Source organism: Kribbella sp. (assembly GCF_035687465.1).
Taxonomy (GTDB): domain Bacteria; phylum Actinomycetota; class Actinomycetes; order Propionibacteriales; family Kribbellaceae; genus Kribbella.
In genome coordinates, this window is record NZ_DASRXP010000077.1 from 1 (window position 1) to 19,095 (window position 19,095).

The window sequence follows — 19,095 nt, forward strand, 5'->3', positions numbered from 1 at the left end:
GTGGAGGTGGAATAGCCACCCACTCACCCAGGGAGCACTCGAAATGAGCACCACAACCGCCGGCCTGACGAGCCGGGACCGCACGCACACCCTGTTCGCGCAGACGATGCAGTACGTCGCCACCACCACCGCACTGTTCGCCGCCGGCGCCTATCTCGGCCGCAACCTCCACGGCGGTGTCGGCATCATCGCCTTCATCGCCGCCTTCGGAACCCTGATCGGGATGCAGTTCGCCATCCGCCGATCGGTCGGCCTGGCCGTCGTACTGCTCAGCGCGTTCGGTCTGCTGATGGGGCTGGCGATCGCGCCGACCCTCGCGTTCTACGCCGCCGCCGACCCGACCGCGCTCTGGCAGGCCGGTGGCGCGACTGCCCTGTTCGTCGCCGGCTTCGGCGCCGCCGGGTATGCCACCCGCCGGGATCTGACCGCGATCGCCCGGATCGCCTCGTGGGCGCTGATCGCCCTGATCCTCTTCGGCATCGTGCTGATCTTCGTGCAGATCCCGGGCGGCGCGCTGATCTACTCGATCCTCGGCCTGGTGATCTTCGCCGGTCTGGTCGCCTTCGACTTCCAGCGGTTGCGGGTGTCCACCGACCTCGCGTCCGCACCCCTGCTGGCCGCGTCGATCTTCCTCGACATCCTCAACGTCTTCCTGCTCTTCCTCCAGCTCTTCAGCCGCTCGAGCGACTCCTGAGGTCGGCCCGCGTGAGCACCAGGGACTCTCACTGATGCGACGCAGACCCGGAAGAGCGACTGTAGGTGGGTACCTACCACACCACAGAGGGGTCAGCATGAACACCACGAATGCCCAGGCCGGGATCTTGTCTTACACCTCGGTCAACGACGTCAAGGCTGCGCTGGTCCGGGCCGCGACCGCGCACGGCGAGCACGAGAAGCGCACCGGCGAGGCGGATCCCGACTGGCCCGACTGGTACGCCGCCTACATGGTCGCCGAGTACGCCGGCACCGAACTCCCGCTCTGATCACACCGAAAGGAATTGCACTCTCATGGACATGAAGCTCGAGGTTCTGGTCATTCCCGTTTCCGACGTGGATCGGGCCAAGACCTTCTACAAGACTCTCGGCTGGCGGGAGGACGCGGACTTCGTCGGCGACGAGAACTACCGCGTGATCCAGGTGACCCCGCCCGGCTCCCCCGCCTCCGTCATCTTCGGCACCGGGCTGACCACGGCCGACCCGGGTTCGGCCCAGGGCCTGCATCTCGTCGTGACCGATATCGAAGCGGCCCGCGCCGAGATCGCCGACCGCGGGCTCGAGATCAGCGAGGTCTTCCACGACGCCGGCGGCGTCTTCCATCACGCCGGTACCGAAGGCCGGGTCGCCGGTCCGGATCCGAAGCACACGAGCTACAGCTCGTTCGCCTCCTTCGAGGACCCGGACGGCAACGGCTGGGTGCTCCAGGAAATCACCGAACGCCTTCCCGGCCGCTGACGATCAGGGGGTTGCAGAGCCATGACAAGCGACTACGACGTGATCGTCCTGGGCGGCGGATCACCTGGTGAGCATGCCGCCGGTGCGCTGGCAGCGGGCGGTCTGCGGGTAGCAATCGTGGAACGTGAACTGGTCGGGGGCGAATGCTCCTACTACGCGTGCATTCCGTCCAAGTCCTTGCTTCGCCCCGGAGAGGCCGTGCAGGAAGCACGCGACGCCGGCGCCACTGCCGAGGTCGACGCCGAGGCGGTGTTCGCCTGGCGCGACTTCATGGTGTCGGACTACTCCGACGCTGGTCAGGAGCAGTGGCTCGCGAAGAACGGCATCGCTCTGCTCCGCGGCACCGGCCGGCTCGCCGGACCAGGTGTCGTCGAGGTCGACGGCGTACGCCATACAGCCGACCACGTCGTGCTCGCCAACGGCGCCGAAGCGGTCATCCCACCGATCCCCGGCCTGCGGGAGCTCACCGGCGTCTGGACGAGTCGCGAGGCGACCAGCATGAAGGCGGTCCCGCGGCACCTCGTCATCATCGGCGGAGGTCCGGTCGGCGTCGAGATGGCGCAGGTCGTACGGCGTCTCGGCGGTCAGGTCACCCTGGTCGACGTCGGTCCCCACCTCCTGGGCCGGGAGCCCGCGGCGTTGGGCGACGCGCTCGGCGAGGCACTCCGGCGCGAAGGCATCGAGCTCGTCCTGGGCGCCGACATCAGCGAAGCGCGACGGGACGGCGACGACTACGTCCTGGTGTTGAGTGACGGCCGCGAACTGTCCGGCGACAAGCTTCTCGTCGCGACCGGCCGTCGCCCCCGGGTGGAGGGCATCGGGCTGGAGACCGTCGGCATCAAACCCAACCACCACGGCGTCCTCGTTGACTCCCGGCTTCGTGCCGGTGAGCGGCTCTGGGCAATCGGCGACGTCACCGGACTCTGGCCGCTGACCCACGTCGGCAAGTACCAGGGCGACATCGTCGCGGCCAACATCCTCGGCGAAACCAGGGACGCTCACTACGACGCCGTCCCGCGCGTCGTCTACACCGACCCGCAAGCCGCTTCGGTCGGCGCGACCGAGGCCCAGTACTCCGGTACGGCCGCGCTCTCCGGTGTCGCCAAGACGGCGACCTACACCCACAAGTACGCGGAATCGAACGGCTTCCTCACCTTGCTCAGTGACGGCGAGAAACTGGTCGGCGCCTACGCCCTCGGCCCTGAAGCCGGCGAGTGGCTCCAGCAAGCCGCACTGGCAATCCGGGCCGCAGTACCTCTCGACGTACTGCGCGACGTGATCCAGCCCTTCCCCACCTTCTCCGAGATCTACGTCGAGGCCCTGAAAGCCTTGCAGACCTAGCCATGCGATCGTTGCCCCATGAGTATCGAGGTCCGGCCGGCGACGGTCTTCGAGGATGTTCGTGCGGTCCTCGGTCCGAAGTCACCTGACTCCAACGTCTGCTGGTGCTTAGCTACCGGATCCCGTCCAAGCTGAACAACGAGCTGCGCGGCCCGGCCCGGGGCGAGTACGTCGCCGGGCTGTGCCGCGCCGAGTCCGCTCCGGGAGTGCTCGCCTACGACGGCGACACCCCCGTCGGCTGGGCCGCGATCGCGCCGCGCTCGGAGACCTCCTTCGCCACCAACCGCAAGATCCCGCACCTCGATGAGCTGCCGGTCTGGTCGCTGTGGTGCGTCCGCGTCCGCCCCGGCCACCGGAAGCTGGGCATCTCGCACGCCCTCATCCCCGGCGCGGTGGAGTTCGCCCGCGAGCACGGCGCCCCGGCGGTCGAGGCCTACCCGCTGGACAACGGCGACGCCAAGGTCGATCTGACGATGGCGTACGCCGGGATCCGGAAGAACTTCGAACGCGCAGGCTTCACCAAAGCCGCCGACACCACCTCTGTCCTGGCCGGGCACCCACGGATCCTGATGCGCCTCGACCTGCGCTGACCTGCAAGCTGCTCAGCTCGCGGCAGGCTGCTGCAGGATGGCGACGCCAAGGCAGAGGGCCCACAGCAGCGACAAGATGATCGTGAACTGCCCCATCATCGCCGCGCTCGCGACCAGAATGATCGCCGAGCACACCAGGCCGACGTACCCGACCCACTTGGCCAGGACCACCGTCCGGACGATGACGACCGAGACGGCGAGGATCGTCAGTCCGAGTACCGTCATCGTGATGCTGCCGATGACGTTGTAGTTGAGGGCGGTGGAGTAGCGGAGGACTTCGAGCCCAGGCAGCGGCTCTCCATCGACCTTCACCATGTGCCCGATCACGCCACGCAGTGCGGCGGAGACCAGCAGGGTCGTACTGAAGACCAGCCCCATCGAACGGGCGAACGCCGTCCATTGCGGGGCCGCAGTCTTCGCTGTGAGGGTCCTGAAGTAGTTGATGAGCACAACGAACAACACGGCCGCGACGATCGCGCAGTACTGCGAAACGATGCCGGACACCTGGTTGCTGCTCTGCTGCCACCAGTCGAGCAGCTTCGCGTCGTCTGCTTTGTGCGGCACGTCGACGCTGGCGACGGTCCAGAAGAACGCGACGGCGAAGAGAATCGACGCGGCCGAGGCGACCTTCGCTGCTGTGGTGGTCCTGGTCGCCGGGGTGATCGCTTTCGTGGTTGTCATGACGGAACTCCTAGCTTCGAGCTGACTGAGTCCGTCCAGCGTCGTTCTTTCGCGAGGCACGAACGACGGAGTGGGCACCTGTCTTCGGATCAGGGCTGTCCCTGAGTACGCCGCGCGGTTTTGCTGCCACTATGACGAGATGGGCAGGAGAACGCGGGTGCTGGCGCGGGTGGTCACCTGGCCGCTCGCACCTGCCCTCTTCGCCGGACAGGTCGCGGTCCATCACCGACGCGGCGGTGACGCCCTCACCGGACCCTCGGACGTCCTCTACCTAGCCGCCATGCTGGTCTGCTGGGTGGTCGGCGTACTCCTCACCTGGCGGGTCATCGACCAGCCCGCCGGCTGGGCCTTCCTGGGGCTCGGCACGAGCCTGACCTGGAGCGCTTTCACCGACCTGTACGCCGCCCTCGCGCTGGGACCGGACCAGGCGGCGAACGGACCCTTGATCGCCACCTTCAGCGACACCAGCTTCGTCTGGTGGTTCGTCTTCCTTGCCCTCGGCCTCCAGTTCACCCCGGCCGTCCGGCCGTCCTCCCGGGCGCTCCCCGTCCTGACGGTCGTCTCCGGCGTGGTCTTCCAAGTTGCTTCCCTGTTGCGCTCCTCGCATCTCGAGCGCCCGTACGACGACATCGTCAGTCCCTGGGCGATCGCGGGACTCGCCGGACCCATCGGTGTTCTGGCCGCGGTCTCGGTGATCCTGCTCGGCCTCTGCCTGCTTGCCTCGGTTTATGTGCTCGTGGCGGCCTTCCGTCGGGCCAGGGGTGAGGCCCGCCAGCAACTGCTGTGGCTGGTGGCCGGAGCGACGCCGCTGGCGCCGTGCGTGGTCGCGTCGTTCGCGGCGTCGTACCTGGGACACGACGAGATCGCCGGCTGGGTGTTGAGCATCTGCGTCATCACGATCGCGCTGGGTGCCGCGATGTCCGTGGCGAAGTACCGGCTGTACGACGTGGAGCGGATCGTCACCGACTCGGGGGCGTACGCGATCTCGACCGGCGCGGTCATCGCTGTCTTCGGCGTGGTGGTCGTGGTCATCACCAAAAGCCTTCCTGTACAGGCGGACTCGCAATTGCTGACGATCCTGGCGACACTGGCCGCGATCGGGGTCGCGCGCCCGGCGTACTCGTGGGCCCGTCGAGTGGTCGACCGGCGCTTCAACCGTCGCCGCTTCGACGCCGTTCAGGTGGTGCGGGCCGGACTTGCCCAGTCGCCGCAGCCCGAGCTCGGCGCTCTCCTGGTCGAGGCGACCGGTGACCCGCAGGTGCGCGCGCTCTTCCCGGCCGACGGCGGCTGGGTCACCTCGGACGGCCGCGTGGCCGTGCCCGGCTCGAACGTGGTCGACGTGCTACGCCGCGGGCAGGTGAGCGCGCGCATCGAGTTCGACCCGACGCGCAGCGACCGCAGCGTCGTGGAAGCCGTCGTCCAGGAGGCTGCCGCGGAGATCGACAACCTGGGTCTGCGGGCCGAGCTCGCCAGGCAGGTGGAGCAGATCACCGAGTCGCGGGCCCGGCTGGCCGGTGCGCATCTCGAGGAACGCCGGAGGATGGAACGCGACCTCCACGACGGGGCTCAGCAACGGATCCTCGCGATCGCCCTTCAGCTCCGTTCCGCCCGGGTCAACGGCGCCGATCCTGTACTACGCGCCGAGGTCGACCGCGCCATCACGGATCTCGCCCTGACTGTCCAGGAACTCCGCGACCTGGCCAGCGGACTGCAACCGGCAGCACTGGCCGGAGGTGGTCTGCGGGCCGCGACTGATGAGCTGGCCAGCCGGATCCCGGTGCGGATGAAGCTCGACGTGGTCGACCAGCGGTTCCCGGCAACCGTGGAGAGCGCGGCCTGGTTCGTCATCGCCGAGGCGGTCTCGAACGCCGTCAAGCATGCCGGTGTCGACGAGGTGGTGATCCGGGTCTCAGCGAGCTCGTCCCAGTTGCACGTCGCCGTCCTCGACTGCGGGGTGGGTGGAGTCGATCCTCGGGGTCGCGGACTTCAGGGGCTTGCCGACCGGATCGCCGCCCTCGGTGGGGCTCTCTCCGCCGGTGACCAACCTGGCGGCGGGACCCGGGTCGAGGCGGTGCTCCCATGCGGGTAGTCATCGCGGACGATTCCGCCCTGCTCCGGGAAGGTCTTGCCCGGCTGCTCGCGGAGTCGGGCGTCGACGTCTGCGAGATCGTTGCCGACGTCAACGGCTTGGTCGCGGCCGTCGATCGGCACCTGCCGGACGTGGCGATCGTCGACATCCGGATGCCACCCACCTACACGCACGAAGGCGCTGCTGCTGCGATCGAACTCCGGGATCGACTGCCTGCGCTCGGAGTACTGCTGCTGTCCCAGGCCGTCGAGACCCACTTCGCTTCCCAGTTGCTGCGGCGTCATGCCGAGCGGTTCGGCTACCTGCTCAAGGACCGCGTCGTCGACGTCGAGACGCTGATGGGCGCACTACGCACGATCTCAGCCGGCGGAACGGTCCTGGACCCGGAGATCGTCCGGCACCTGATGCGCGCGGACTCCGCCAGCAATCCCCTTGCAGCGTTGACGGAACGCGAGCGCGACGTCCTCGCCCTGATGGCAGAGGGCCGGTCCAACACAGCAATCGCGAACCGGCTGACAGTCAGCCTCAAGACGGTCGAGAGCCACATCGCAAACATCTTCAGCAAACTCGGACTCCATGGCGCCCAAGACGACCACCGCCGCGTCCTCGCCGTACTAGCCGCCCTCCAGGGAGCGCCCTAGCGGCTCGTCACGATTGCTCGCGGAGGAGGGCGACGTCGCTGACCAGCATTACGTGGTCGTGCATCGCCTGCGCGGCGGCGGCAGGGTCTCCGGCGACGATCGCGTCGGCTACCCGCTGGTGACCGGCCAGGGACTCGCGTGGCCGGCCCGGCTGCGAGAGCGACTCGAGGCGGGTCTCTTTGATCAGGTCGTGCAGCGCCTCCATCATGTCGGCCAGCAACGACGACCGGGCCGCGATCGTGACGGCACCGTGGAACTGTTCGTCGGCCTCGACCCCGCGGCCACCGGCCGAGATGTCGCGGTCCATCTCGTCCAGTGCGGCCCGGATCGCGGCCAGGTCGGCGTCCGTACGCCGGGACGCGGCGAGCGCGGCCAGCTTGGACTCCAGGGCGTCACGAGCCTCGATGATCTCGGGCAGCCGGTCAGCGTGGGCGCGGATCGCATCGATCACCGGCCCGGTCCGGACCCGCCCGGTCAGCACTGTGCCGTCGCCGTGCCGAACCGTCACCACTCCGATCACCTCCAGCGCGACCAGCGCCTGACTCAGGGTGGCCCGGCTGACCCCGAGCCGCGCCGCGAGTTCGCGCTCGGGAGGTAGCCGATCTCCGACTCCGAGACCGTTCGCGGCGATCCAGGTGGTGATCTGCTCGGCGACCTGCTCGTACAGACGGGCACGGAGTACGGGGCGGGGGAAGCTGTCGTCGGGCATGAGGACAGCTTATTGACAAGTGACGAATTGGGCTATTGGCTAGGCCAATGAGCCACGCCCCGGGCAGCGCACTGTCACGGGGCACTTCCGCCCCGAAGTTAGGACACGACCATGGGACCTGAGTGGGTAGCGATCCTCGCGCTGATCGCGCTCTTCGTGATCGGCACCGTGCTGCCGATCAACATGGGCGCGCTCGCGTACGTCGCGGCGTGGCTGGTCGGCATGTACTCGCTGCACCTGGACGAGAAGGAGATCCTGGCCGGTGTCAGCGGCGACCTGATCCTGACGTTGATCGGCGTCACCTATCTGTTCGCGATAGCGAGGAACAACGGCACGGTCGACCTGATAGTCGCCTACGCGGTGAAGGCCGTCGGCGGCCGGGTCGCGCTGATCCCCTGGGTGATGTTCGCGGTCACCGCCGTACTGACCTCGATCGGCGCCGTGAGCCCAGCCGCGTGCGCGATCATCGGGCCGATCGCACTCGGGTTCGCCGGCCGCTACAAGATCAACCCCCTGATGATGGGCATGTTCGTCGTCCACGGCGCGCAGGCCGGCGGCTTCTCCCCGATCAGCATCTACGGCACGATCACCAACTCCGTGATGAAACAGAACGGCCTCCCCTCGAGCGAGCTCACCATCTTCTTCTCCAGCCTCGTCGTGAACCTGGTGATGGCGACGATCCTGTTCATCCTGCTCGGCGGCCGCAGGTTGATGGCGCAGCGCGTCGACCCGAACGACCCGGACACCTTGGCGGATGACCTGCACGAGGGAGGCGCGACGGTGCCCGCCCGCGGCTACGGTACGGCGACGCTGACCGGCACCCAGGCTCTCGGCGTACGGCGGGATCAGGTGCTGACGCTGATCGCCTTCGTCGGTGTCGCCGTGGTCGCGTTGGCCTTCGACAAGAACATCGGGTTCGTCTCGATCACCGCCGCCGTGATCCTGGCGACGCTTGCACCCAGGGAGCACAAGGACGCGGTCCGGCAGATCGCCTGGCCGACCGTCCTGCTGGTCGCCGGCGTCAGCACGTACGCCGCCATCCTGACCGAGGCGGGCTCGCCGCAGTTCGTCGGCAAGTGGGCCGCCGGGCTCGGCGCGGCTGCGATCGGCGCGCTGATCCTCTGCTACGTCGGCGGCGTGGTGTCGGCCTTCGCGTCCTCGACCGCCTTGCTGCCGGTGATCATCCCGATCGCCCTTCCGCTGATCAGCAACGGCGGGATCAGCGCGGGCTTCTTCATCGCGGCGCTGGCTGTCTCCTCGACAATCGTGGACGTGAGCCCCTTCTCGACCAACGGCGCCCTGATGCTGGCGAACAAGCCGGACACGATCTCGGAACCTGTTTACTACAAGCAGATCCTGATCTACAGCACGATCGTCGTACTGGTCGGGCCGCTCCTGGTCTGGGCCGCTCTAGTGCTACCGGGTTGGTGACGCCGATGCCCGGTCCTCTCCACGATCTCCTCGTCGTCGACCTGTCCCGCGCCCTCGCGGGACCGCACGCGACCATGATGCTCGGGGATCTGGGCGCCCGGGTGATCAAGATCGAGGCGCCCGGCCGCGGCGACGACACCCGGGGCTGGGGACCACCGTTCGTCGGCGATCCCGCCGAGTCGACGTACTTCCTCTCGGCCAACCGCAACAAGGAGTCGATCGCGCTCGACCTCAAGGACGACGCTGACCGGGACGTGTTGTTGCAGCTGGTCGACCGCGCCGACGTGGTGGTGGAGAACTTCCGGACCGGCGTCCTCGAGCGACTCGGGCTCGGCATCGACGCACTCCGCGAACGCAACCCGCGCCTGGTGGTGCTGTCCATCACCGGCTTCGGCCATGACGGTCCCGAGGGCGGCCGGGCAGGCTACGACCAGATCGCGCAGGGCGAGGCCGGGCTGATGTCGCTGACCGGCTCTGGCCCGGACGATCCACAACGCGTCGGTACGCCGATCGCGGATCTCCTGGCCGGGATGTACGGCGCCTGCGGCGTGCTCGCGGCACTGCACGAACGCGCGAGCACCGGTGTTGGCAGCGTGGTCCGAACCTCCTTACTCGCTGCGGTCGTCGGGGTGCATGCGTTCCAGGGCACCCGGTACACGGTGGCCGGCGAGGTCGGTGTTGCTCAGGGCAACCACCATCCGTCGATCGCGCCGTACGGGCTGTTCCACTGTGCCGATGGTGCGGTGCAGATCGCGGTCGGAAGTGAGAGCCTGTGGCAACGGTTCCGCTCGGCGTTCGCGATCGAGGTCGACGGGCTCGGGACGAATGCGGAGCGGGTGGCGGACCGGCAGCGGGTGATCGAGGTGGTGGAGCAGGCGTTCGCGGCGTGGCCGGCTGAGGCGTTGCTGGCGAGGTTGGACGAGGCCGGGATCCCAGCCGGCAAGGTGCGAACCCTCGACGAGGTCTACACCTGGAACCAGACCGCCAGCCAGGGATTGCTGATCGAAGTCGAGCATCCAACCCTCGGCACGCTAACGCTCCCCGGCCCGCCACTGCGCTTCTTTGCAGATGATGACGAGACGACGCGGCGGGAGCATGGGGCTCCGCCGACGCTTGATCAGCACGGCGAGGCGATTCGGGCCTGGTTGTCATGAAGCGACCGGGTGCGCGGGAGTTGATCGAGGTGGTGCTCGACGCCGGCTCGTTCGAGTCGTGGGATCAGCCCGTCGACCACGCATCGGCGCAGGCGGAGCCGGCGTACCGGGAGCAACTGGAGGCGGCGGCCGCGCGGGCCGGGACTGACGAGTCCGTGCTGACCGGGCGTGGGCTGATGCATGGGCGCCCGGTTGCGGTTCTGGTGAGTGAGTTCGGGTTCCTGGCCGGCTCGATCGGGCGGGCCGCCGCTGCCCGGATCACTGCCGCCGTACTGCGGGCGACGGCTGAGCGGTTGCCCATCCTCGCGTCGACGGCCTCGGGTGGAACCCGGATGCAGGAAGGCGCGCCCGCGTTCGGCGAGATGATCCGGATCTCCCGGGCCCTGATGGCGCACAAGGCGGCCGGCCTGCCGTACTTGGTGCATCTGCGGCATCCCACCACCGGCGGCGTCTTCGCCTCCTGGGGATCACTCGGGCACGTGACGGTCGCGGAGCCCGGTGCATTGATCGGCTTCCTCGGCCCCAAGGTCTACCAAGCCCTGTACAGCGAGCCGTTCCCGCCCGAAGTTCAGATAGCCGAGAATCTCGCGGCGCATGGCGTGATCGACGGGGTCGTCGAGGCCGAGGAACTCCCGGTCCTGCTCGACCGGGCGCTCGGGGTGCTCGTCGATCCAGCGACGCCGGCCACGTTGGCCCGGCGTACCGGGGAGGTCGGCACGACGGACGGTTGGCAGTCCGTACTGCGAACCAGGCGGCCCGATCGTGCCGGAGTACGAGAACTGCTGCGGTACGGCGCAGCCGGCACGGTCCGGCTGACCGAATCCGATGCAAGCATGATGGTCGCGCTGACCCGGCTCGACGGGCAGCCTTGTGTGCTGGTCGGCCAGGATCGTTCGCAGGACAAGCCGATGGGACCGACCGCACTGCGGCAGGCACGTCGTGGCATGCGGCTCGCCGAAGACCTGGGACTGCCGCTCGTCACGGTGATCGACACCCCAGGCGCGGAACTGTCCGCCGCGGCCGAAGAGGGTGGAGTCGCCGCGGAGATCGCCCAGTGCATCGCGACGATGGCGACGCTGACCGTGCCCACCGTGTCGCTACTGCTCGGCCAAGGGACCGGCGGCGGCGCCCTCGCGTTGCTCCCGGCAACTACCGTGATCGCGGCAGAGCACGCCTGGCTGGCACCACTGCCACCCGAGGGCGCGAGCGCGATCATGTACGGCGACACCAGCCACGCCGCCGAGCTCGCGTCGGCCCAGCGGATCACCGCGATCGCGCTCCACCAGGCCGGCACGGTCCACCACATCGTCCCCGAACGCGACGACGACACAGCCGAGACCCTGGCCACCGCCCTCGCCGCCGAATGCGCAAACCACCTGACCACCCTGGCATTCAGTTGAGTACTCAACTATTGTCATAGTATGGCGATCTTCCGGTTGAATCATGCGGTGCTGTACGTGCGGGATGTGGCCGAGAGTGTGGCCTTCTACCGCGACGTGCTGGGATTCGGGTACACCGAGACCGGGGACCTGATCCCAGGGGCGGCGTTCCTGCGTGCGCCGGGGTCGACCAACGACCACGACCTGGGATTGTTCGAGCTCGGCGCCGGGGCTGGACCGTCGGGCGCCGGCCGGACAACGGTCGGGCTCTACCACCTCGCCTGGGAGGTGGACACCCTCGGCGACCTCGAGGATCTCGCGAAGGCCTTGGGCGACGCAGATGCGCTGGTCGGGGCTTCGGACCACGGCACGACCAAGTCGCTGTACGGCAAGGATCCCAGCGGACTGGAGTTCGAGGTCGTCTGGATCATCCCGGCGGATCTGCTCACCGACGAGGACCGCCAGAAGGCAGGCGTCGCGCGCCTCGACCTGGCCGCCGAGATCACCAAGTACGGCCGCGACGCCCGCAGCGGCACCGGCATCTCCCGCTGATACCTGCCGGGTATTACAGGGAGCCGAACAGGTCTTGGACCTGATCCGCTCCGGACGAGCACAGTCAGAGGTATGAAACCTGGGATCAATCGCGAGGCCGTGCTGTGGTCGGCGGCCGAGGCGAGGCGTGGTCAGCGGCCGGTGTTGGTGATGCTGCACGGCTGGAGTTATGACGAGACCCATCTGTACCGGCGGCTGACGGACCGGCTGCCGGACGAGCTCGTGGTCGCCTCGGTCAGGGCGCGGATCCCGGAAGCCGGCGGCTACGCGTGGTTTCCCAGTGCGGGGAACCCGATCGGCGATCCCCAGCCCGAGGTGGCGAACGCCGCCACCGAGGACGTCCTCGACTGGATCAGCACCATCGACGCACCGTCGATCGGTCTGCTCGGTTTCTCCCAAGGTGGCGCGATGGTGCACCAGTTGATGCGCCATGCGCCAGAGCGCTTCGCGTACGGCGTGAGTCTGGCGGGGTTCGTCGTCCGCGATCAACTACCCGGTGACACCACTCTGGCCAAGCTGCGTCCCCCGATCTATTGGGGTCGCGGTCAGGACGACTGGGTCATTCCGGCCGACGCCGTCGCCCGCACCTCCCGCTGGCTCCAGGACCACGCGACCGCCGAGACCCACGTGTATCCCGGCCTCGGTCACGACGTCGCCGGTCAGGAGATCGGCGACCTGGTCACCTTCGTCACCAACCAGCTCGTCCGAAGCCGGTCAGGACAATCCCATGCGTCATGACCTCGAGTTCGACGCCGAAGGCGCCACCCTGCGCGGCTGGCAAGTTCGCCGAGGTGTTCGCCGCTGCCGGCCTGGCAGTCCTGGTCTTCGACAACCGCGGCTGGGGCGACTCCGGGACGGCACCGGGCAAGCCGCGGTACGAGATCGACCCCTGGGAACAGATCCGCGACTACCAGCACGCGATCACCTCCGCACAGAACCGGCCCGAAGTGGATCCGGACCGGGCGAACCAGCAGCCACAGTGCCGGTCATCGGCAACGATCCCGGTGAACTGGTCGGCTTGCCGACGCCGGACTCGTACGAGTGGTTCACCCAGGCACGAACAGAGCTGGACCCCGATTGGCCCAACGAAGTGACGCTCCGCAGCCTGGACGACTTCTACGGCTACGAGCCCGCGAGGTACCTGCCGGACATCACTCCGACCCCACTGCTGATGATCGTCGGCCGCGAGGACGGCCTGACGGGCGGCAACCTCGCGGCCTCGGCGTACCAGACCGCAGCCGAACCGAAGAAGATCGTCTTCCTCCCCGGCGGCCACTTCGCCGCCTACACCGGCGCCGGATTCACCGTCGCCTCCCAGGCAGCTCGCGACTGGTTCCTTTCACATCTGTGACTCGGCCTTTCACCTACGGTTTCCGGAGCGAGCGAGGACGGAACGGAACGGTGGCCGGCCCGGACGGAACCGGGGCGTCCTCGGGCCGGCTGAGGTCCCGGTCGAAGACCCGGACGACCGAGTTGCCGGCCAGGTCTTCGAGGATGGGATTCACGACCAGGTGGTACGTCGCTGAGCTCCAGGGATGCGATGGCGTCAGGCGCCACGCTCTCTCTGCTGGGTCGATCGCTCCCACCCCGTCGACCGGGTGACCGTCCGGACCGATCGCCTGAAGGCAATGAGCGAGCAGACCATGATCCAGCGGCCGGTCGAACTCGACCACCAGGGGCCCACGAGAACCGTCCGGCGGTGTACTCAGGATCCATTGGCCGGGGTCGATCCGGCGTCGCTCGTCGCTGCCGACCCGGTAACGCCGTTCGCTGCCGCTTCGGAGCGGAATCCCCTGCGCGTCAAGGAATCCCGGATCGACCACAAGCCGGAACGAGGCGCCGGAGTGCAACGCGGATCCGCCGGCCAGGCCCCGCTTGATCCGGCCGGGGTCCAGCAGCACCGTCAGCCGAACCCGGTCTGCGTCCCAAAGCTCATGATCGGCAGGCAGCAGGGCTCCGTCGATCGTGTCCCCCGCATCGTCGACCAGCCGGACGTTGTCGGCGACGTACCCCTGAGCCATCGGCGCGCTGAACTGCACATAACACCGAAGCAGGTTGCGCGGCACCTCATCCGTTGTCGGATAGATGTCCACGACCTCAGTGCTCGACGGACGCTCCGGCCGTGGCCGGGTCAGCGTCGCGACGACGACGCCGCCGGCCCGCACGACGTACGTCGTACCGTCGACGAAGCCGAACCTCGGCACGAAACTGAGATCGTCGCCGTCCTGACGCACGCGTCCAGCAGTCGGCGGAAGGTCAACGATGTCCGCGTCGGGCCGGACCTGGACCTCCGTCCCCGCCGGCACGCCCCGGAGCCGGATACCGCCCGCGTCCCAGGACGCTTCGATCACAGCGAGTCGACCTTCAGCGAAAGCAGGTGCCGCCGGCTCCCGTCTGTCCGCAGCGCCAGCACGTAGTCGGGGCCGAGGTTGTCCAGCCGGATGACGCCGGTCAGCTGTTCCTTGGCGCGCGGTACGCCGATCGGCTCCGTCGGCTCGGTCAGCGGCTCCTGCCCGTCGATGTCGGCGCAGTCGATCTTCACCAGTCCGTGCGAACTGTTGGCCACGAGCAGGTGTTCCCGGCCGTCACGGACGAAGGAGACCATGTCGAGCGGTTGGTTGCCGAAGCCGAGCTCGGCCACGGTACGGCCGACGATCCGCCCGCCGGGAGTCAACTGTGTCAACGGGATGTGCACCACCGGCGTACAGGTGTACCCGGCGAGGATGCTCCGGCCCTCGTCGTAGGGGACGAACGCACGGATCGGCGCCTCGGTCTCCCACTTGCCGTGCGACACGTGATAGATCTCGAGACCGGTGTCGGCCGGCTCGCCGTCGAACGGGAACGGGATGCGCCGGAGCCGGGAGGAGAACTCCTCATTGGACAGTCCTGCCACCAGCAGGACTCCCGCCACGTAGGCCAGGTCGGTGACGGTGCCGGTACGCATCGGACCGCGGCTGAGGTGGATCGTGCGTCCGTCGGGGAGCTGCAACTCCTCCCCCTCGGCATCGATCGACAGCGTCACGTTGACCCGCTGATCGTCGTCGGCGGGAGCATGCGGTACGGCGACTTCGGCGAACCGCACGTCGTCGAGAGGGACGTCGGTGATCGCGCCGTCATCGGGATCTATCCGCACGAGCACGGGCTGGCTCGTGTCGCCGCGACCGCGCTGCACGGAGAGGTAGATGTTGTGCGAGCCCGGGTGCACGGCCAGGTCCTGGATGAGTACGTCGCTCGCGTCGCAGCCCAGGAACGAACCGACGTGCGCGTCCACGTCCTCGAGCTCGAACGAGTCGGCCCCGGCCTCGCCGCCCGGATCGGCGACATCGATGGCGAACACCTTCGCCGCGGCGTTGTCGGCGACGAACAGGATGCCCGCCGGTCCGAACGCGATCGGGCCGACCGACCGAACGTCCGGAGTACCAGCCCGCAGTCCGTAGTCATTCATCACAGAATTCCTCGCTCTTCTCGTAGGTCAGACCTCCCACGAGGCCCAGCATGCCACCGGCACCAACCCCCTCCCCAGCTCTGGGAAGGCTCGGACGTCACCTCACGGGTGGACCTGGGAGCCGAAGCCGAGGTCGAGGCGGACGGACTCGAGGATGAGGAACGCGGTGCTGGCGGTGTACACGTCGGCGGCGGCGAGGACGCCGGTGTACTTCTTGATCACCGGCGCGGCCGCGTACTCGACCTGCGCGTCCTGGTAGGTCTTGACCCCGGCCCAGCTGTTGTTGCCGTACTTGGTGAAGAACGGGGTCGGATCGACGGTGACCAGCGCCTTCTTGACACCATCGATCAGGTCGGCCACGTACTGCTGGTGGATGACCAGATCGCCCCGGGTGCCGGGCCGGCCCATGTGACCGCCGATGTAGTGCTTCCACGGGTACTTCAGGGCCTTCGCGGGGGCCGCGATGGCGCCGGGGACATCCTCGGCGATGTTGAGGCTGGCGAACGGCACCCAGCCGGGCAGGTTGATGTCGACCAGCATGAGCGTCTCCTGCCTCGGCAGGTGGATGTAGATGTTGTCGGGCGTGTGGTTCGTACCGTGGTAGGCAAGCTCGATCCGCTCCCCGCCGACGCGAAGCGTGCGGTGGGTTTCGAAGGTCAGGTCGGGTACGGGTCTGGTCGGATCGTTGTCCCGGGCAAGCAACCGCTTCGTCTCGGTGTGGCCGACTCGGGTCACGTGACGGCCGAACAAGGACGAGGCGCCCAGGTGGTCCGCGTGGTGGTGCGAGTAGACGAGGTGGGTCACCTTGTTGGACACGCCGTTGGCGGATGCGATCTCGTCGATCGCGCGCTGCAGGTTGTGACCGATGGTGGGCGGGGCATCGAACAGCACCACCCCGTCCTTGGTGGTCAGGAACGCCGCCTGGTAGGTGCCGTCGGTGACCCAGTACAGGTTCTTCTCCAACCGCCCGACGTAGTAGCCCTGCGCATTGAGGGCCGGGCCCAGGGCGGACGGCGGTATCGGCGCGTAGTCGGGCAGCGTGTCGTCGGCGAAGGCCGGTTCGGCGAGGGCACCGCCGGCCAGGGTACCGATCGCCGGGACAGCGGCGAGCGCGGCGCCCCGGGCGAGGAACGAGCGGCGGTTGGTGGCTGGGGATGACATGGTCGTCCTTTCAGAGACAGGGAAGATTTCAGGCGCCATACGCCGGTACGACCGCGCCGCTGATCGGCGCGGCGGCGTCGCTGACGAGGTAGACGACGAGGTCGGCGATCGCCTCCGGCGAGACGGCGTGCGCTAACACCTCGGGAGGTACGAACTGCCGGTTCTTCTCGGTGTCGATGAGCTGTGGCGCGACCGCGTTGACCCGGATCCCGAGCGGGCGTAGTTCGAGGTCGAGCAGCCGGGTCAGGTGAACCAGGGCCGCCTTGCTGAGGCTGTACGTCGCCATCCCGGCGGTCGGCTCGACCCCCTGGCGGGCAGCCACGTGCACGATGGCGCCCGAACCACGTTCCCGCAGGTACGGCGCCACCGCCTGGGTCAGCCACAACGCTGTACCCGCGTTCACGTCGATCATCAGCCGCAGGTCCTCGGGCGTCGCGTCCAGCGCATCACCCAGGTGATAGGTGCCGATCGTGTTGACGAGTACTTCGGGCGGACCGACCTCGGCGGCGATCCGGTCGACGAGGCTCTTGGCCACGACCGGGTCAGTCGGGTCGCCGACCTCGTACCGGATGCCGTCGGGCAACTCCTTCAACGCGTCCTCGTTGCGGTCGAGACCGACCACCGTGAACCCGGCGGCGGCGAGCTTCTGCGCCGTAGTACGGCCAAGCTCTCCCCCGGCGCCGGCCAGGATCGCCACCCGCGCGGTCACGGGTGCACCTGCGAGCCGGTGCCGAGGTCGAGGCGGATGGACTGGAGGATGGAGAACGTCGTGCTGGTGGTGAAGGCGGGAACGTCGGCGGCCCCCAGAACGCCGGTGTACTTGGCGATGACCGGTGCGGCGGCCTCCTCGGTGACGGCGTCGAGGTAGCCGCCCACCCCGGCCCACGCATTCGCCCCGTACTTGCTGAAGTAGGGCGTCGGGTCGACCGAGCCGAGCGCGGCATGCGCGCTGTCGACGATGTCGGCGATGTACTGCTGGTGCAGTACCACATCGTCGCGGGTGGCCAGTCGGCCGAGATGACCGCTGATGAGGTACTTCCACGGGTAGGCCAGGGCCTGGTCCGGAGCACTGATGTACCCGGGCACGTCCTCGCTGAGGTTCAGGTTGTAGATGGGCACCCAGCCCGCGTTGACGACGTCGATCAGCATCAGCGCGTCGTGGTCCGGGAAGTGGAGGTAGATGTTGTCCGGCGAGTGGTTGGGCCCGTGGTACACCAGCTCGACCCGTTCGCCGCCGACCTCGAGCGTGTAGCTGTCCTCGAAGGTGACCTCCGGGGCCGGTCGGGTCGCGTCGTTGTCCCGGAGCAGAAGCCGCCGCGTCTCCGCGTGCCCGATCCGCACGATGTCGTCGCCGAAGAGGTTCGCGGCACCGGCGTGGTCGGCGTGGTGGTGGGAGTAGACCAGATGGGTCACGGTGTTGCCGATGCCCTCGGCCGCCGCCACCTCGTCCACGGCCCGCCGCAGGTTGTGGCCGATGGTCGGCGGGGCGTCGAACAGGACGACCCCGTCGAGCGTCGCGAGGAACGCCGACTGGTAGGTGCCGTCGGTGACCCAGAACAGGTTGCGCTCGACGCGGCCGACGAAGTAGCCCTGCTCGTTGAGGGCCGGACCGAAGGCCGACTCGGGTACCGGTACGTAGTCCGGCAGTTCGTTCGCGCTCATGCTCACCCTCTGTTGGTTGCGCAGTGATCAGGACGTCTCGAGGTTCGCCGCGAGGCCGGTGATCGGGCGTCACCTGATTCAGGTGATCTCCGCGAGTACGCTGACCAGGTGCCTGGAGAAGATGGCGCGTCCCGGACCGGACTGATCGACCGTCACGACCTGGTCGCCGCGCTGGATCACGCGGTCGAGAAGCAGCTGACGGTGATCACGGCTCCGGCCGGCAGTGGGAAGACGTCGCTGCTGCATGCGTGGGCCGACCGACAGCCCGGGGTCGCCTTCCTCTCGGTCAAACCGGCTCAGCACGACGCGCAGCTGTTCTGGCTCAACCTGCTGGGCGCGATCCGTGCCGTCACCGGCGGTACCGAGCCGCCACCCCCGGCGCCGGGGTTCAACGGTCAGGCCATGGTGGACAAGGTGCTGTCCGAGCTCACGGCGTACGGCGGGCCCTTCGTCCTCATCATCGACGACCTGCACGAGCTGACCTCCGCCGAGGCGAACGAGCAGCTCACGGCCCTGGTGACGAACCTCCCCGCGGAGGTCCGTGCTGTCGTCGCCACCCGCCGCGACCCCCCGCTGCGCCTGCATCAGCTGCGGCTGGCCGGGGAGTTGGCCGAGATCCGCGCCGCGCAGCTGCGCTTCACCGCCGATGAGACCCGCAAGCTGCTGACCGCCGCCGGGATCACGCTGCCCGACCCGGTCGTGGCCACGCTGCACGAGCGGACCGAGGGCTGGGCGGCCGGGCTGCGGCTGGCTGCCCTGTCCTTGGCGGGGCACCCGCAGCCCGAGCGGTTCGTCACCGGGTTCTCCG

22 protein-coding genes are annotated in these 19,095 nt (G+C 68.4%); 15 read left to right on the plus strand and 7 right to left on the minus strand.

Translation table 11 applies throughout. The features are described 5' to 3' along the window. The first annotated feature begins 43 nt into the window (after nt 1-43). The 5 genes from VFG33_RS03840 (at nt 44) to VFG33_RS03860 (ending at nt 3,383) form a co-directional block, all read left to right on the plus strand. On the plus strand, nt 44-694 hold the full coding sequence (locus VFG33_RS03840) for a Bax inhibitor-1/YccA family protein (RefSeq protein WP_325022426.1): 651 nt from the start codon (nt 44-46) through the stop codon (nt 692-694). A gap of 97 nt (nt 695-791) precedes the next feature. Further along, nucleotides 792-983 carry a hypothetical protein gene (locus tag VFG33_RS03845; protein WP_325022428.1) on the plus strand — a complete coding sequence of 64 codons (192 nt, stop codon included), beginning with the start codon at nt 792-794 and terminating at the stop codon, nt 981-983. Between the two features lie 31 nt (nt 984-1,014). Continuing rightward, on the plus strand, nt 1,015-1,452 hold the full coding sequence (locus tag VFG33_RS03850; protein ID WP_325022430.1) for a VOC family protein: 438 nt from the start codon (nt 1,015-1,017) through the stop codon (nt 1,450-1,452). Between the two features lie 21 nt (nt 1,453-1,473). Beyond that, the gene (locus VFG33_RS03855) at nt 1,474-2,793 is read left to right on the plus strand and encodes a dihydrolipoyl dehydrogenase family protein (RefSeq protein WP_325022432.1); all 1,320 of its coding nucleotides are present in this window, start codon (nt 1,474-1,476) and stop codon (nt 2,791-2,793) included. A 104-nt stretch (nt 2,794-2,897) separates the two neighbouring features. Then, nucleotides 2,898-3,383, plus strand: coding sequence for a GNAT family N-acetyltransferase (locus tag VFG33_RS03860; protein WP_325022434.1), 486 nt, complete (start codon nt 2,898-2,900; stop codon nt 3,381-3,383). Nucleotides 3,384-3,395: 12 nt separating this feature from the next. Here the strand turns inward: VFG33_RS03860 and VFG33_RS03865 are convergent, their stop codons facing one another. Beyond that, nucleotides 3,396-4,064: a hypothetical protein gene (locus VFG33_RS03865; protein WP_325022436.1), complete on the minus strand. Its 669-nt coding sequence runs from the start codon at nt 4,062-4,064 to the stop codon at nt 3,396-3,398. Nucleotides 4,065-4,203: 139 nt separating this feature from the next. Between VFG33_RS03865 and VFG33_RS03870 the strand changes: the two genes are divergently transcribed. Together VFG33_RS03870 and VFG33_RS03875 are read left to right on the plus strand one after the other, a co-directional pair. Further along, a complete protein-coding gene (locus tag VFG33_RS03870; protein ID WP_325022438.1) occupies nt 4,204-6,153 on the plus strand; it encodes a sensor histidine kinase in 1,950 nt (649 codons plus the stop codon). Further along, nucleotides 6,144-6,794 carry a LuxR C-terminal-related transcriptional regulator gene (locus VFG33_RS03875; RefSeq protein ID WP_325022440.1) on the plus strand — a complete coding sequence of 217 codons (651 nt, stop codon included), beginning with the start codon at nt 6,144-6,146 and terminating at the stop codon, nt 6,792-6,794. Before VFG33_RS03870 ends, VFG33_RS03875 begins: the two co-directional genes overlap by 10 nt. Nucleotides 6,795-6,801: 7 nt before the next feature. On the opposite strand, the gene VFG33_RS03880 is transcribed toward VFG33_RS03875, so the two are convergent. Then, a complete protein-coding gene (locus VFG33_RS03880) occupies nt 6,802-7,503 on the minus strand; it encodes a FadR/GntR family transcriptional regulator (protein WP_325022442.1) in 702 nt (233 codons plus the stop codon). Between the two features lie 111 nt (nt 7,504-7,614). Between VFG33_RS03880 and VFG33_RS03885 the strand changes: the two genes are divergently transcribed. The 7 genes from VFG33_RS03885 (at nt 7,615) to VFG33_RS03915 (ending at nt 13,370) form a co-directional block, all read left to right on the plus strand. Continuing rightward, nucleotides 7,615-8,934: an SLC13 family permease gene (locus tag VFG33_RS03885; protein WP_325022445.1), complete on the plus strand. Its 1,320-nt coding sequence runs from the start codon at nt 7,615-7,617 to the stop codon at nt 8,932-8,934. Nucleotides 8,935-8,939: 5 nt separating this feature from the next. Next, on the plus strand, nt 8,940-10,088 hold the full coding sequence (locus VFG33_RS03890) for a CaiB/BaiF CoA transferase family protein (protein ID WP_325022447.1): 1,149 nt from the start codon (nt 8,940-8,942) through the stop codon (nt 10,086-10,088). Next, the gene (locus VFG33_RS03895) at nt 10,085-11,488 is read left to right on the plus strand and encodes a carboxyl transferase domain-containing protein (RefSeq protein WP_325022449.1); all 1,404 of its coding nucleotides are present in this window, start codon (nt 10,085-10,087) and stop codon (nt 11,486-11,488) included. Before VFG33_RS03890 ends, VFG33_RS03895 begins: the two co-directional genes overlap by 4 nt. 21 nt (nt 11,489-11,509) lie before the next feature. Continuing rightward, the gene (locus VFG33_RS03900; protein WP_325022451.1) at nt 11,510-12,019 is read left to right on the plus strand and encodes a VOC family protein; all 510 of its coding nucleotides are present in this window, start codon (nt 11,510-11,512) and stop codon (nt 12,017-12,019) included. Nucleotides 12,020-12,091: 72 nt separating this feature from the next. Further along, entirely contained in the window at nt 12,092-12,757 is a 666-nt protein-coding gene (locus VFG33_RS03905; RefSeq protein ID WP_325022453.1) for an alpha/beta hydrolase, read from the plus strand. Continuing rightward, nucleotides 12,754-13,113, plus strand: a complete 360-nt coding sequence (locus VFG33_RS03910; RefSeq protein ID WP_325022455.1) for an alpha/beta hydrolase — start codon at nt 12,754-12,756, stop codon at nt 13,111-13,113. Before VFG33_RS03905 ends, VFG33_RS03910 begins: the two co-directional genes overlap by 4 nt. Beyond that, a complete protein-coding gene (locus VFG33_RS03915; protein WP_325022457.1) occupies nt 13,110-13,370 on the plus strand; it encodes an alpha/beta hydrolase family protein in 261 nt (86 codons plus the stop codon). Before VFG33_RS03910 ends, VFG33_RS03915 begins: the two co-directional genes overlap by 4 nt. 13 nt (nt 13,371-13,383) lie before the next feature. On the opposite strand, the gene VFG33_RS03920 is transcribed toward VFG33_RS03915, so the two are convergent. The 5 genes from VFG33_RS03920 to VFG33_RS03940 all read right to left on the minus strand — a co-directional run bounded on the left by VFG33_RS03920 (nt 13,384) and on the right by VFG33_RS03940 (nt 18,287). Further along, nucleotides 13,384-14,370 carry a hypothetical protein gene (locus VFG33_RS03920; protein ID WP_325022459.1) on the minus strand — a complete coding sequence of 329 codons (987 nt, stop codon included), beginning with the start codon at nt 14,368-14,370 and terminating at the stop codon, nt 13,384-13,386. Beyond that, nucleotides 14,367-15,464, minus strand: coding sequence for a hypothetical protein (locus VFG33_RS03925; protein WP_325022461.1), 1,098 nt, complete (start codon nt 15,462-15,464; stop codon nt 14,367-14,369). Before VFG33_RS03925 ends, VFG33_RS03920 begins: the two co-directional genes overlap by 4 nt. A gap of 102 nt (nt 15,465-15,566) precedes the next feature. Further along, nucleotides 15,567-16,625, minus strand: a complete 1,059-nt coding sequence (locus VFG33_RS03930; RefSeq protein ID WP_325022463.1) for an MBL fold metallo-hydrolase — start codon at nt 16,623-16,625, stop codon at nt 15,567-15,569. Between the two features lie 28 nt (nt 16,626-16,653). Further along, complete coding sequence (locus VFG33_RS03935) at nt 16,654-17,334, minus strand: SDR family NAD(P)-dependent oxidoreductase (RefSeq protein WP_325022465.1); 681 nt, start codon at nt 17,332-17,334, stop codon at nt 16,654-16,656. Then, nucleotides 17,331-18,287 (minus strand): MBL fold metallo-hydrolase, encoded by a 957-nt coding sequence (locus tag VFG33_RS03940; protein WP_325022466.1) that lies wholly within the window; start codon nt 18,285-18,287, stop codon nt 17,331-17,333. The genes VFG33_RS03935 and VFG33_RS03940 overlap by 4 nt, the downstream gene beginning before the upstream one ends. A gap of 108 nt (nt 18,288-18,395) precedes the next feature. Here VFG33_RS03940 and VFG33_RS03945 point away from each other — a divergent pair. Then, nucleotides 18,396-19,095: AAA family ATPase (locus VFG33_RS03945; RefSeq protein WP_325022467.1), on the plus strand; the 700-nt coding region annotated here is incomplete at its 3' end.